Source organism: Streptomyces sp. BK79, assembly GCF_044142145.1.
GTDB lineage: Bacteria > Actinomycetota > Actinomycetes > Streptomycetales > Streptomycetaceae > Streptomyces.
Genome location: NZ_JBHVOC010000022.1, coordinates 48032 through 61419, shown reverse-complemented (window position 1 = coordinate 61419; position 13388 = coordinate 48032). Strand labels below are relative to the sequence as shown.

The following is a 13388-nucleotide window of genomic DNA, read 5'->3' as shown; positions in this document are numbered from 1 at the left end:
GATCAGGCCCTCAGCGCTTTCCATTCCTGTACGTACTCGTCGAACACGGTCCGCAGGTGATGCCCGATCTTCAGGTAGTCCAGGTCGTCGAGGTTGGCCAGGGACACGCGCACCGACCATTCGGGGCCGTCGAACCCGCCGCCGTTGAGCAGGACGACGCCGGTCTGCTCGGCCAGCCGGAACAGCGGATCCACCGGCGCGTAGGTCGCCTGCAGGAAGTCCGCGAACTCCTGACCGTGGACGCGCCGCGCCTCCGCCAGGAGGTCGAGCTCGACGTAGTACCCGGCACGCCGTTCGTCCTGCGCGATCTCGGCCTGCGCGCCTTCAAGAAGCAGTGCGAGTCGCCGGTGGACGATACCGCGCACGCGCTCCTTGTACGCCTGCCCCTCCTCCAGCAGGTCGAAGAGGGAGAAGAGGGTCATCATGACCTGCTGGGGCAGGGACAGCCCGGCGGTGTGGTTGAGGGCGACCTGCCGCGAGTCCGCCACCAGTCGGTCGATGAAGCGGATCTTCTCCGGGTCGAGGGCGAGGGTGCCGTAGCGCTTGCGCAGCCTGACCTGTTCCTCGGCGGGCAGCTCAGTGATCATCCGGTCGATGACGTTGTCCTCGTTGAGGCCGATGACCCCCAGCCGCCAGCCGGTCGCGCCGTAGTGCTTCGAGTAGGAGTAGACGAGCAGCGTGTTGTGGGGCAGGTCGGCGGCGAGGGAGCGGAAGCGCGGGACGAAGGTGCCGTAGACGTCATCGGTCACGACGACCAGGTCGGGGTTCTTCGTGGCGACGATGTCCTTGATCTGCGCGGCGACCCGTTCGCTCAGGGCCAGGGAGGGCGGGTTGGAGGGGTTGACCAGGCAGAGCAGCTTGATGGACGGGTCTTCCAGCTTGGCGACTTCTTCGGCCGGATAGCGCCACTGCCGCACCCCGGTGTCGGTGAACAGGGTCGCCTCGACTCGGACGACGTCGAACTCGTAGGTGTCGAGTTCGGGGATCTCGATGTAGGGGGTGAAGACGGGCACCATCAACGCGATCCGGTCCCCCTTCTTCAGGATCCCGTTCTTCATGAGGGAGTCGAAGATGTAGCACATGGCCGCGGTGCCGCCTTCGGTGGCGAAGAGCTGCAGCTCTCCCGCGGGTGGGTCGCCGGCGAACATCTCGTCGTGCAGGTAGGCGCGGACGATCCGTTCGGCGTGTGTGAGCATCCGGTCCGGGACGGGGTAGTTGTCTCCGATCGAGCTGTCCGCGAGCTCGTGTACGAAGGCGTCCTTGTCGAAGTCGAAGCGGTCGACCGCGTAGTGGACGCACTTGTTCAGCAGTTCGATGCCGGGGAGGCCGGGGTGCCGGCGGACGAAGGCGTCGAAACGCTCTCCCGCTCCGCGCATCTCCGGCATCCCGCCGAGGTCGTCGGCGGTCCACACCCGCCGGGACTCGGAGACGGCGAAGTAGCCGAGCGCGTAGAACGCTTCGCGCGGCCCCGTGGCGGTCCAGTTCGGGTTCCCGCGGCCCGCGTTGAGCATGTGGACCTGGGTTCTGTCCTTCTGTCCGGGCTGCTGGGCCTGTGCCTCCTTGGCGATCTGAATGAACTTGTCCTTGAGTTCGAACGGGGAGAGCTGTGCGAAGGACTGGATCTCTTCACGGGTGAAGCGGGTTCTGGGCACGGCGAGTCCTTACGTCGGTGGCCGAGGGTGACGAAGACGCCTTGGAACGGTGGCCGGGCCCGTGCCGCGGACCAGCCGTACCCGGTTCGTCCTCGATGACGACTCTCCGGTCGAGAACGCCGGTCATGGCGTCCGGCGGTCCCCTTCAGGCTCCGAGGATGCCGACGAGCAGAGGGCCGGTCAGCGGGAGCAGGAAGTTGGAGAGCGCGTAGGTGATGGTGTAGCCGAGCATGGGGACCGAACTCTGGGCGACCTGGGTGACCGAGGTGATGGCGGGTGTGGAGCACTGCTGGCCGGCGATGGCGCCGATGAGCAGCGGCGCCTCGATCTTCAGGAGCTTGCGTCCGACGATCAGGGAAACGGTCGCCGGCACGAGGACCATCGCGATGCCCGCGAAGGGAAGCAGGGCGCCGTACTCCTTCAGCAGTGGCCACGCCTGAGGGCCCGAGACCAGTCCCGTGCAGGCGATGAAGACCGCCAGACCCATGTCCTTGAGGGTGGTGGCGGCCTGCGGGGGGAAGGCGCCGAAGGTCTGGCTGCGGGAGCGGAACCAGCCGAACAGCAGACCCGAGACGAGGCATCCCCCGCCGGTCCCGAGAGACAGCGGCACATCGCCGAACGTCACCACGACCTGACCGAGGAGGGAGCCGGCCGTGATCCCGGCACCGAGGTAGACGAAGTCGGTGGTGTCGTTCTTCACGACTGATCCGATCTTGGCCACCAGGCGTCCGAGTCCGGACCGGGCGCCCACCAGGGTGAGTACGTCGCCGCGGCGCACCGTGGTCTCGGGTGTGGCGGGCAGCACCTGGTCGCCCCGCTGCACCTCGGTGACGTACACCCCGTTCCGGGCGAACTCCGGGTGTTCACGGTGGAGGGCGTCGAGGGTCTTCCCGGCCGCGGACTTGTCCGTGAGCGAGACCTGTGTCGTGCTGAGCGGTGTGTCCAGTCCGGGTACGGCGGGGGTCTCGGGCCCGATGACACGTGCCGCCTCGATGATGTTGGCGCGCCGTCCGACCGCCAGCACCAGATCAGAGAGGGTCAGCCGGAAGTCGGGGGGCGGTGGGGTGAGTACCCGGTTGCCCCGCTTGACCGCTTCGACGGTGACGCGCCGATCGAACCGCCGCTCGAGGTCGGACACCCGCGCGCCGTCCGCGAAGGTGACCAGGAAGGTCCGTCCGACCATGCCGGGCAGCGCTTCGCGCTGGTCCGACTCCAGTCCTCCCGTGCCCCCGCGCATCTTCTCCCACAGTTCGCGCGAGGCGTCCCGCAGGTCGATGCGAAGCATCATCGGGATGAGCTGGCTGGTGTAGATCACGATGGTGACGAGGCCGAACAGGTAGCAGACGGTGTAGGCCGTGGCGACGTGCCCCTGGTAGGTGTTGACCTGGTCGGCCGTCAGGTCCGGCAGCTTGCCGATGGCCTCGGTGGCGGTGCCGACGACCGCGGACTCGGTGGCCGCACCGGCCAGGATGCCGGATGCCGTGCCCACGTCCAGGTCGAACGCCTTCGCGAGCCCGAGGGCGATACCGACCACGCATACCAGCTCGATACCGCAGAGGGCGAAGAAGCGCAGGCTCCGCCGGTTGAGATTGTCGAAGAACTGCGGGCCCGCCATGTAGCCGAGCGCGAAGATGAAGATCGCGAAGAAGACGGTCTTCACGTCTTCGTCGACCTGGACCTTCGTCCAGGCGCCGATCAGCAGCGACACGATGAGAGTCCCGCAGATGCCGCCCAGCGTGATGGGGCCGACCCTCAGCTTCCCCACCAGATAGCCGGCTCCCAGACAGAAGAAGACCGCGAGCTCTGGATGATCTTTGATCACACCCACCAGATGTCACTCCGCATTGATTGCTAATAAAGAGGTAGCAATGACCGAAATGCGAAGTTAGCAGCTGGGTATGCCGTACGGCAGGTGACGCGGCGTTCGGGCTCACCTGCGACCGCACCGTCGGCCGCTGACAGTGGTGTTCCACTCTGCCGGCTCGGCGGTCGTCGCCGGCGGCGGACACCTGGGCATCACGTCAGCGCCGGCCCGCTCTGCCGCCACGCCCACCACGGTTTTCGGACGTCAACGGCTGGCGCCGGGGCGTGGTCCGTGTCGGCCGGCTCAGCCCGACAATCACGGCGTCGGCGCGTGCCAGGCACTGCGGCAACTCACAGGCGAGCAGGCCCACGACGGGGCCAACCCGCTCGGCGAGCAGGACCGGGAAGCTGCGCGACGTCATCGGTGCTGACGCACATGCCGCCGATCGCTCGCCCGGTTCAGAAGCCTCCGCGATGCAGGCGGCCCGCGTAGTGGGCCTCCAGCTTCGCGTTGCGTTCGAAACCGCCCGGGAGGTTGGCGGAGATGTAGACGGGAATGTCGTGGCCCTCGGCCAGGAGCAGGGCCACGCTCTCCGCCACCACCATCTGCGCCAGAGTGGTGGAGACGATCGTGGAGACCCCGCACAGGCTGCCCCCGCCAGGCAGAGGCAACAGCGCGTCGCCGGCGGGCGCGCAGTTGTCGAGCACCGCGTCGGCGAGGTCCGCGAGCCGCTTCCCGCTGGCGTGCAGGGCGGGGACGGCGCGGGTGTGCTCCATCGAGGTCAGGGCGACCAGCCGGTGCCCCTTCTCCTTCACCAAGTGCGCCATGTCGACGATGGAGTTGTTGACTCCCGAGTTCGAGATGATCACGAAGAGGTCCTGCGGGCGCGGGGTGCTCAGCTCGTACAGACGGGCGGCGAGACCCGGTCGGCGTTCGAGCAGTGGGTCGTCGAGCACCGCGCGGTTCTCGCCGCCGAGCAGTACGAGGTCGGTGAGGCCGATGCGGTTCGTCGGGATCAGGCCGCCCGCACGGCCGGAGATCTCCAGGGCGGTGGCCTGCGAGTGGCCGGTGCCGAAGGCGTGGATCACGCCGTCCGCTGCTACGCAGTCCGCGAACAGCCGGGCCGCCGCAGCCACCGCGTCCCTGTTCGCGGCGATCGCCCTGTCCAGCGATGTAAGTGCCTGGTCGGCGAAGATGCTCGCACTGATCTGCGAGTCGGCCATCGAGTGCTCACTCTCATCGCGTGGTTCATTGAACCAAGATCTTTGAAGGTAACTGAAACAATGAATCAGATGAGACGGTGCGTCAAGAGGCCCGCCAGCGCCACCGCACCCACGCCGCCGTCCCGAACTGCCACCATGCGCAGGCCCATTGGCGCCACCCGCGCCTCCAGACGGTCGGCCAGCGGCCCGCCCGGCGCGATCAGGCCCCCTGTGGCCACCAGCAGTTCGCCGTGCCCGGCATCCAGCGCCGCCAGCTTGTCGGCCAGTTCGTCGGCCGCCCGGTCGAGCAGCGCGAGTGCCGACGGATCTCCCTCCTCCCCGGCCCCGACCACCAGTGGGCACAGGCCGGCCAGGGCGGCCGGAGGACGGGAGTACGCCCAGTCGGCGATGACGTCCCTGAGCTGCCGGGCATCGACAGCCGGCGGCCCGTCGGCGCGGCGCCACCCGGGCGCGATGCGTTCCAGGACACGCTCCACCAGCAATCCCCGCGGCCCGCGCCCGTCGACGGCCCGCAGCGCGGTCCTCAGCGCCTCGCGGCCGAGCCAGAACCCGCTGCCCTCGTCGCCCAGCAGCCAGCCGTGCCCGTCCACGAGGCGCACCTCACGGCGGCCGCTGATCCGCCCCGCGGTCGCGCCGGTGCCCGCGATCAGGACGAGGCCGTCCGACGGCACGCCCGGGCCCGAGGCGAACGCGACCTCGGCGTCTCCGTAGACCTCCATCGCAACGGCCTCCAGGCCGAGCGCCTCCAGTGCTCGCGTGAGACAGGCGGCCGCGTTCTCCCGCCCGCGCCCGTGGCCGCCGCCGGCGAACCCGGCCGCCACCGCCGCCGTCCTGCCGCGCACCTCGGCCGGCATGGCGGCGGTCAGTGCCTGCTTCAGATGCCGTACGAGAGCGTCGGGCCGCACCCCGAGCGCGTTGCCCGGGCCGCTGTCGCCCGTGCCGATCAAGCGGCCCGCCGCGTCCGCACAGTAGGCGCGTGTACGCGTGCCGCCGGCGTCGATCCCGATGAGCAAAGGCTGTGCCGCCGGGAGCTGCGGGAGCTGTTCGCGTGGGGACATATCCTGTTCCAATGATTCATCGACCACGCTTCATGGTGGTTGTTAGAATCGGCGCCTGGCAAGACCTGAGCGCAGCGCCGTGCGCCCCGGTACGAATCGAGTCGAGGCCGCCGTGATCACCACCCTGATCCAGTCCGAACTGCCCAGGCTGACCGCGTCGTTGCGCAAGGTCGGCGAGCACGTGCTCGCCGACCCCGCTGCCCTGGCCCAGACGTCCGCGGCGGACCTCGGGCGCCGTACGGGCACCTCGCAGGCGACGGTCACCCGGTTCTGCCAGGCACTCGGGCTCGACTCCTACCAGTCCCTGCTGCTCGAACTGGCCAAGGAGCAGGGTCAGTTCGCCCAGGAGCAGTTCATCCAGGGGCAGTCCGCCCAGGGGCGGCCGCTCGGACCCGACATCGGCCCCGACGACACCCTTGACCAGGTCATCGACGTCATCGCCCACGCGGACCTCCAGGCGCTGCGCGCCACCGTCGAGCGCCTGGACCGTGACGCCCTGGAGCGGGCGGCGCAGGCGCTGGTGAAGGCGCGGCGCATCGATGTCTACGGCGTGGGCCAGTCCGGCATCCTCGCCCGCGAAGCCGAGGCCCGGCTCTTCGGGATCGGCTGCCAGGCCAGGGACTGGACCGAAGTGCACGCGGCGGAGACCTCGGCCTCTCTGCTCACCCCGGCCGACGCCGCCCTCGCGCTCTCGCACTCCGGCAGCACCCGCGAGATGCTCGGCCCGCTGCGCCTTGCCGCCGAGCGCGGGGCCACCACCATCGCCATCACCTCGGACCCCCGCTCCCCCGCAGCCCGGGCCGCTTCCATCCACCTGACCTCGACCTCGGGCGAGACCAGCTTCCGGCACGGCGGCTTCGGCACCCGCCACTCGGTCCTGCTGATCATCGACTGCCTGTACGCGCGCGTGGCGCAGCTCTCGTACGACCGTGCCACCGCGTCGATCGCGCTCACGGCCCACATCCCCGGGGAGCACGCGGCACGGCCAGGGCGCCGCGCCTGAGGCGGGCTGTTGCCCATCGCCACTTGAAGACGCAGGTCAGAGCCGCACCGCGATCATCGATTGCCCGCCACGCCGACCTTGCGGACCTCATGCGCGCGGACGACGTGGAGCAGCATCGTCGTGTCGGAGCGTGCCCCGCTGATGTGGGCGTCGTAGTTGCTGTTCGCTCCGGCCGCGGGTGTTGGAGCCGAGTACGAGAATGGCCTCGCCGACGGTGCGGCGGGTGCGAGCCGGGAGTCGATGCCGGTGGTGGCGAGGTTGCCGTCGAGTTGGCGGTAGGCCGCACATCCGCCGAGGCGGCGGTCCCGCAGAGCAGGCCCGCGAGGCACCACTGGTCGGGGCGGCGGCCCACCGAGTGGGGTGGGCCGCCTCCGGCGTGGTGTGATGCGGGCCGCGTTGTTCAGACCTGGTAGCGGTCGGCGGCGAAGAGGCGGAGGTTGTCGGCGATCCAGTCGGAGGTGCGTCGCAGTCCTTCGTCGAGTGAGACCTGCGGTTCCCAGCCGGCCCAGTCGCGGGCGCGGGAGTTGTCGGAGAGCAGCCGCTGCACCTCGCTGCCGGCGGGACGCAGCCGGGACCGGTCCACGACGATCTCCGCGTGGCGACCCGAGGCGTTGACGAGTGCCTTGGCGAGATCGCCGACGGAGATCTCCTGCCCGGTGCCGAGATTGACGCTGTGGCCGAGGGCACGGTCGCAGGCGGCCAGGGCCAGGAAACCGCGGGCGGTGTCGGTGACGTAGGTGAAGTCACGGGTGGGGGTGAGCGAGCCGAGCTTGATCTGCTGTGCACCGGCGTGCAGTTGGGCGAGGATGGTGGGAATAACCGCGCGGGCGGACTGCCGGGGGCCGTATGTGTTGAACGGACGCACCACCGTCACGGGAAGCTCGAAGGCGTGCCACTGGGACAGCGCCATCATGTCCGCGCCGATCTTTGAGGCGGAGTACGGGGACTGCGGCTGCAGCGGATGATCCTCGCCGATCGGGGCGGTGCGCGCGGTGCCGTAGACCTCGCTGGTGGAGGTGTGCACCAGTCGGCGCACCTGGTGGCGGCGGCATGCCTCGGCCACGTTCTCGGTGCCCACGACGTTGGTCTGCACGTAGGCGCCCGGGGAGTCGTAGCTGTAGGGGATGCCGATGAGCGCGGCGAGGTGGAAGACGGTGTCGCACCCCTCGACGGCGTCCATGACGCGCCCGGCGTCCCGGACGTCACCGGCGATCACCTCGACGGGGCTGTGCGGGTCGGCGAGGGCGGCGGCCAGGTTGCCCTTGTCGCCGTATGGCTTGTCGTCGACGTGACCCCTGTCACCATCCACAGCCGCGACTGACGGGTTCCCATATCCGGACTTACGGGGCAGCAAGCCGAGAGTCTCGTGGTCAGCAGTTTTCGGAAGTGACGGCTGGAGCTTGTTCAGCAAGACCTTGGCGCCCTAGGATTCCGAACCCGGCGCGGTGGCGTACAGCGGACCGGAAAGCGGGGAACTGTGGTGCTCGTTTTCGACCACCGGCTGTTCGAGCTGGTACAGAAGCTGGTGAAGCGGCCGGCCAAGGGGGAGTTACCCGAAGAAGTACCGGACCGGGACGGCATTCCGGTGATCGAATTCCTCGGTGATCACCATGCCGAACTCGCCGTGCAGTTGGAGCAAGCAGCGCACGGCGCCCAGCCACGATCGGTGCCGCATCAGCGTATCGACATGGACGCGCTGTGGGCGGAGGTCATTGAGGAGCGCGGCACAGCCGACGGCGCGACCTACCTGACGCCCGAGTGGCAGCAGGCCGAGTTGTGCCGCCGCACCCTGGTGAAGCTGGCCAAGGAGTTCTCCTCGGACCGCTACGGAGAGGATCAGCGCGTCCGATTCCGGCGCTTCGGCATGGTCAACTGGCTGCTGCAGACCACCGACTCCGATCAGGAACCGGACGGCCAGCAGGGCGAGGTCGTGAAGCAGCGGCTACGGGACCGGGAGTTGGCGCGCAGGCGGCTGTTCAGGCTGATGCACAACCCGAGCACCGAGGCCGCTCTCACCGGCCAGGTTCGCTGGTGGGCCCAGCTTTTCGTGCTGGTTCTGCTGCCGCTCATCTGGTTCCGGCTCTGGCGCTTCGTGGGTCAGGAGTACCGCTGGCTGTTGAAGCAGCCCTATATGGCCCCCGCCGACCCGGGGACGTTCGTGGGGTTCGCGCTCCGGCTCACGCAGCCGCGCTGGGGACGTGAAGACCCCGAACAGCTCAGCAAGCTGATGGTCAATGCCTTTCTCGAAGATCTGCGGGTCGCCTATCGACGAGCACGCTGGCGTCGGCTCAAGGTAGGGGCACACCGACGAACGGCCTATTGCACGGCCCTGCTGCAGGGCACCGGTCACAGGAACAGAGGACGCGATCTCGCACACCTGATCGCCGCCGTACGCAATGACACCGGCGCGTTCGACCCCTTGCTGCTCATCGTGAGCCGCCACGAGAGGGCGATGGAACCCATCCGGGTCCGCAACGTTTCCGACAATCCACAGCCGTACAACGCCTGGCGCGTGCGTCTGAACGATGCCGGACGCGATCGGCAACCCGATTTCTGGTACTTGCCCATACGGATCCCAGCGCCGTTCCCTGAGGGTGACGAGGACCACCAACTGCAGACCGAGCGCACCGCGCAGGCCGCCGACTGGGCGCTGACCCACCCTCCGCTATGGACCAGCCGGAAGCTGCGAGGCATGGCTGTCGCACTCGTCGCGGCGGCCACTGTGGCGGTGGTCACCGAGCGCGTCGTCGACCACCGCGCCGATGAGGCGTCGTGGAAGCAGCAGCACTGCGGACTGAGCGAAGACGACCCGGACGCGGACACCGTGTGGCGTGAGGAGGACACGGACGAATGTGTCGGTGTCGCCCCGAACGGTTTCGCCTTCGGATCCGAGGACGAGCGCGTCCAGGCGACACTGAAGGTGATCGCGAAGCAGAACGAAGAAGCCGACCGTATCCATGAGCAGGCGCCGAAACGGCCCGTCATCACTCTCGTCCATCTGTCCGCGCTGCTCAGCGCGCCCAGCGGGGATCCGGACAGTGCGCTGGTGTATGCCCGTGAGCAGTTGCAGGGCGCGGCCAGTGCACAGCGCCGGCAGCTCGACGTCTCCCGCGACACGGCCCCCGTGGTGCGCATCTTCCCGGCCAGCGCCGGCTCCGGGATGCGATTCGGGGGCAAAGTGGCCAAGCAGATCGGCAAGTTGACAGAGGAAGACCCCACCATCGTCGGCGTCACCGGCCTGGACCAGAGCCGGAAGGACACCATCACGACGATCAACGAGCTGACCCGGGCCGGCCTGCCGATGATCGCCACCACGCTGTCCGCGGACAGTCTGCCCAGTCACTCCTCGCTGTATCTACAGGTGTCCCCGCAAAACCGGCGCGAGGCCGACGTCGCGGCCGCCTACGCGGATCGCCTGGCCGACCGGCGAGAGCTGAAGGAACGCAGCGTACGCATCGTGTACTCACTCGACCCGAGCGACGAATACAGCGCCAATCTGCGCGAAGACGCGGTCAGATCCTTCGACAGCGCCGGGTTCCGAGTGACCGAACAGGGTTACGTACCGTCGCCTGCTCCCGAGGGCCTGCCCGGAGGTGCCTCCCCCGGCGAACTCGGCAAGAAGGCGTGCGGATACGGCGGGCTTGTCTTCTTCGCGGGACGCACCGAGGACTTCATGACGGTACTCGAAGCCACCAACGCCCGCTGCGGAAGGACCCCGCCCACCTTCCTCGGAGGCGACGATGTCGCTCGGCTCGGCGCGGATCCCGAGCGGCGGAGCGGGCTCGCCCGAGTACCCTATGAATTCCTCGACTTCACGGTCGGCTCCGCCAACTGCGACGGGGGCAGCGACCTCTACACGACGATGAAGAAGCTGTTCCCCGAGGAGTGCAAGAGCGCCCCCGACACCTCACTGGACGGACATGCGGCGCTCGCCTTCGATTCCGTGAACCTCTATCTCACGGCTGTCGCCCATCTCCAGGACACCGCGCCCGGTGCGCCACTGAAGCCCGCCGCCGTCTGGCACGGCCTGAGCGGCATCCACGGCGAGGACGCGCTCGACGGGGAGAGCGGCAAGATCGACTTCGGCGGGGTGGTGGACCAGCAGGTCCCCCTCGACAAGCTCATCTCGATCCAGCGTGTGGAGGGCGGCCAACGCCCCCGGCAGATGGGCTTCTGCGGCCTCCTGGGCGACGAGGCCCAGGCTGCGTGGTGTCCACCTTCCCAGTTACGCCGCCGCTGATCCCGCGCCACGATCCGGTGCACACCACCGTGACGACGACCCCTGAACCGATGCCTCCTGGCCTGCCCCTCCATCGGACCTCGGGCGGGGCCGGGATCCGGTCACCAGCGGGTCAGTACCAGTTCGATGGCGAAGCCGGGGCCCATGGCGGAGATCAGGCCGGGTGCGCCGGTGGGTGGTGGGGATTGCATCGCCTCGTGAAGGACGTGCAGCACGGCGGAGGAGGAGAGGTTGCCCTTGGCTGCCAGGGAGTTGCGTGTCACGTCCAGTGCCTGCGAGGGCAAGCCCATGGACTCCTCCAAGGCGGCCATGACCTTGGGGCCGCCGGCGTGGACTATCCAGGTGACGATCTCGTCGGGTGTGAGCCCATGGCGGCCGAGCAATTCGTAGACGGCCTTGGGCAGGTGTTCGGCGGTGAGGGCGGGCACTTCGGGGGCGAGCAGGATACGTAGGCCGTGGGATCCGATGTCCCAGCCCAGGACCTCCTCGGTGCCCGGCACCAGATAACTCAGACTGTCGACGAGTTCGGGGCCGGGCAGGCCCTGGGCGCGCTTCGCTCCCATACCGACCACGGCGGCCGCGCCGTCACCGAAGAGGCTGCCGGCGACGATGTTGGCCATCGAGGTGTCCTGGATCTGGTAGGCCAGCGAGCACAGTTCGACCGAGAGCAGTACCGCGATGTGGTCGGGGTGGCCGAGCAGGTACTCGCGCAGGCTTCGATCGCAACGGCGTCGATCGGAACCAGGGGCGATCTTCAGTGAGGCAGTGGCGACTCTTACGGGGGGAGGTCCTGGTCGGTGAACTCCATGAGTACGGGATCGACCAGCCGTCCTTCCTGGCGCACTTCAGTCCGGGGCCAGGGTGGGAGAGTGTCAGGGGCCTCTTTGAGGCCTGGGCATCTCTCAGCGGCCCTGACCCAGACGGGACTCGAACTCTTGCAGCCGTGAAGCCTTTGCGAGATCTGGACTTGACCTTGGCGTCAGGTAACGAGCAGGTTCTGCCGGAGGTCTTCAAGAACTGCTCGCTGCGCATCGACGGGCTGGAAGCCCGCCTCCGCTACTGATCCACCGCTGCCTGAATTCGCGGCAGTGACCCGGGAAAGGACGCCGATCACTCACGCCCCCACCCGGTCAGCGAGCATTGAGCAATTACGTCCGCGCCTCGCCGTCAGTACATGATGCCGACCGGCCGACCGTGTAGGGGCACAACTGCCCGAGCTGAGTGGGGACGTGACCACCCTGGTCGAGGCCGGGCGCATGGGCCATGGTCGGTGGCCAGGAGGGCATGGTCACCGACATCGGGCTGGACCTCGCCACGCCTGCGGGGTCCGCCTCGTGACGGGCGGCAGGATCTGGCTCACACCGAGGCGCGGGCGACGAACTCGGCCTCGACGTGGACCGTCCTGTGGACCGTGCGGCCGTCGAGGCGTTCGGTGAGGAGGCGGGCGGCCACCCGGCCGACCTCCGCCGCCGGGTAGCGGATGGTGGTCAGCCGGGGACGGACCAGGGACGCGAAGGAGGCGTCGTCGTGGCCGATCAGGGCGACGTCGCCGGGTACGTCGATGCCGAGTTCGTGGGCCTTGTCCAAGGCGCCGACGGCGATCACGTCGTTGCCGCAGAACACCGCGTCGGGGCGGTGGCGGCGGTTCATCAGCTCGCCGAAGCCCGCCGCGCCGGCCTCCCGGGTGTGCTCGCCCCGGATCACCAGCTCGTGCGGCAGCGACATGCCGAACCGCGGGGCCAGTGCGCGCAGGTGCTTCAGACGAGGATCCCCGCCGGTGGCGTCCCGGGGTCCCGCGATCATGGCGATGCGGCGGCGCTGCGCCGCGGCCACCCGCTCCAGCGCCCGCCGGGTCGCCACGCGCGCGTCGGGCGTGACGAGATCGATCGGGCCGAAGGACACGTCGGCGCTGACGACCACAGGCATACCTGCGTCGACGAGCGGCTTGAAGTCCTCCGGCTTGAGCCGGAACGGGGTGATGACGACCCCGGCGAACCGCTGCTGGACCGCTTCGGCGAGCAGGGCCCGTTCCTCGTCCCGGCGCGCGCGGGTACTGCAGACGACGACGTGCAGCCCGAGACCGCGCAGTTCCTCCTGCAGGGACGCCGCGAGCTGCGCGAAGAAGGGGTTGGCGATGTCCGGCACGATCAGTGCCACCAGACTCGACCGTCCGGTGCGCAGACTGCGTGCCGTGACGTTGACGGTGAACGACAGTTCCTCGATCGCGGCCTCCACCGCGGCCCGGGTCTCCGGCGCCACCGGACGCTTGCCGGAGAGCACATAGGAGACCGTGGCCGACGAGACGCCTGCCGCCCGGGCGACATCGGCCATCGTGACCCGCTCTCGCACCACTCACGCTCCCTTCGACGGTCACCCTACTTCACCTGCGACGAGGCCGAGAAAGCGCT

The 13388-nt window shown here is 68.9% G+C and carries 10 protein-coding genes; 2 read left to right on the top strand and 8 right to left on the bottom strand.

The genetic code is table 11. The features are described from left to right. Window positions 1-2: 2 nt before the first annotated feature. The 4 genes from ACFIF2_RS25840 to ACFIF2_RS25825 all read right to left on the bottom strand — a co-directional run bounded on the left by ACFIF2_RS25840 (window position 3) and on the right by ACFIF2_RS25825 (window position 5737). Window positions 3-1652 carry a bifunctional aspartate transaminase/aspartate 4-decarboxylase gene (locus ACFIF2_RS25840; RefSeq protein ID WP_395575627.1) on the bottom strand — a complete coding sequence of 550 codons (1650 nt, stop codon included), beginning with the start codon at window positions 1650-1652 and terminating at the stop codon, window positions 3-5. A gap of 145 nt (window positions 1653-1797) precedes the next feature. Then, a complete protein-coding gene (gene aspT, locus ACFIF2_RS25835) occupies window positions 1798-3480 on the bottom strand; it encodes an aspartate-alanine antiporter (protein ID WP_395575626.1) in 1683 nt (560 codons plus the stop codon). A gap of 434 nt (window positions 3481-3914) precedes the next feature. Continuing rightward, window positions 3915-4679 (bottom strand): sugar isomerase domain-containing protein, encoded by a 765-nt coding sequence (locus ACFIF2_RS25830; RefSeq protein ID WP_395575625.1) that lies wholly within the window; start codon window positions 4677-4679, stop codon window positions 3915-3917. A gap of 65 nt (window positions 4680-4744) precedes the next feature. Next, window positions 4745-5737 (bottom strand): N-acetylglucosamine kinase, encoded by a 993-nt coding sequence (locus tag ACFIF2_RS25825; protein ID WP_395575624.1) that lies wholly within the window; start codon window positions 5735-5737, stop codon window positions 4745-4747. A 112-nt stretch (window positions 5738-5849) separates the two neighbouring features. On the opposite strand from ACFIF2_RS25825, the gene ACFIF2_RS25820 reads away from it, so the two are divergent. After that, window positions 5850-6740, top strand: a complete 891-nt coding sequence (locus ACFIF2_RS25820) for a MurR/RpiR family transcriptional regulator (protein ID WP_395575623.1) — start codon at window positions 5850-5852, stop codon at window positions 6738-6740. 53 nt (window positions 6741-6793) lie between these two features. On the opposite strand, the gene ACFIF2_RS25815 is transcribed toward ACFIF2_RS25820, so the two are convergent. Further along, the gene (locus ACFIF2_RS25815) at window positions 6794-7069 is read right to left on the bottom strand and encodes a hypothetical protein (protein WP_395575622.1); all 276 of its coding nucleotides are present in this window, start codon (window positions 7067-7069) and stop codon (window positions 6794-6796) included. Between the two features lie 71 nt (window positions 7070-7140). Then, window positions 7141-8049, bottom strand: coding sequence for a GDP-mannose 4,6-dehydratase (locus ACFIF2_RS25810; protein WP_395575621.1), 909 nt, complete (start codon window positions 8047-8049; stop codon window positions 7141-7143). Window positions 8050-8220: 171 nt separating this feature from the next. Between ACFIF2_RS25810 and ACFIF2_RS25805 the strand changes: the two genes are divergently transcribed. Further along, complete coding sequence (locus ACFIF2_RS25805; RefSeq protein ID WP_395575620.1) at window positions 8221-10980, top strand: hypothetical protein; 2760 nt, start codon at window positions 8221-8223, stop codon at window positions 10978-10980. 101 nt (window positions 10981-11081) lie between these two features. Here the strand turns inward: ACFIF2_RS25805 and ACFIF2_RS25800 are convergent, their stop codons facing one another. Both ACFIF2_RS25800 and ACFIF2_RS25795 read right to left on the bottom strand, forming a co-directional pair. Further along, the gene (locus ACFIF2_RS25800; protein ID WP_395575619.1) at window positions 11082-11600 is read right to left on the bottom strand and encodes a 3-oxoacyl-[acyl-carrier-protein] synthase III C-terminal domain-containing protein; all 519 of its coding nucleotides are present in this window, start codon (window positions 11598-11600) and stop codon (window positions 11082-11084) included. Between the two features lie 736 nt (window positions 11601-12336). Continuing rightward, window positions 12337-13329, bottom strand: coding sequence for a LacI family DNA-binding transcriptional regulator (locus tag ACFIF2_RS25795; RefSeq protein WP_395575618.1), 993 nt, complete (start codon window positions 13327-13329; stop codon window positions 12337-12339). Window positions 13330-13388 lie beyond the last annotated feature (59 nt).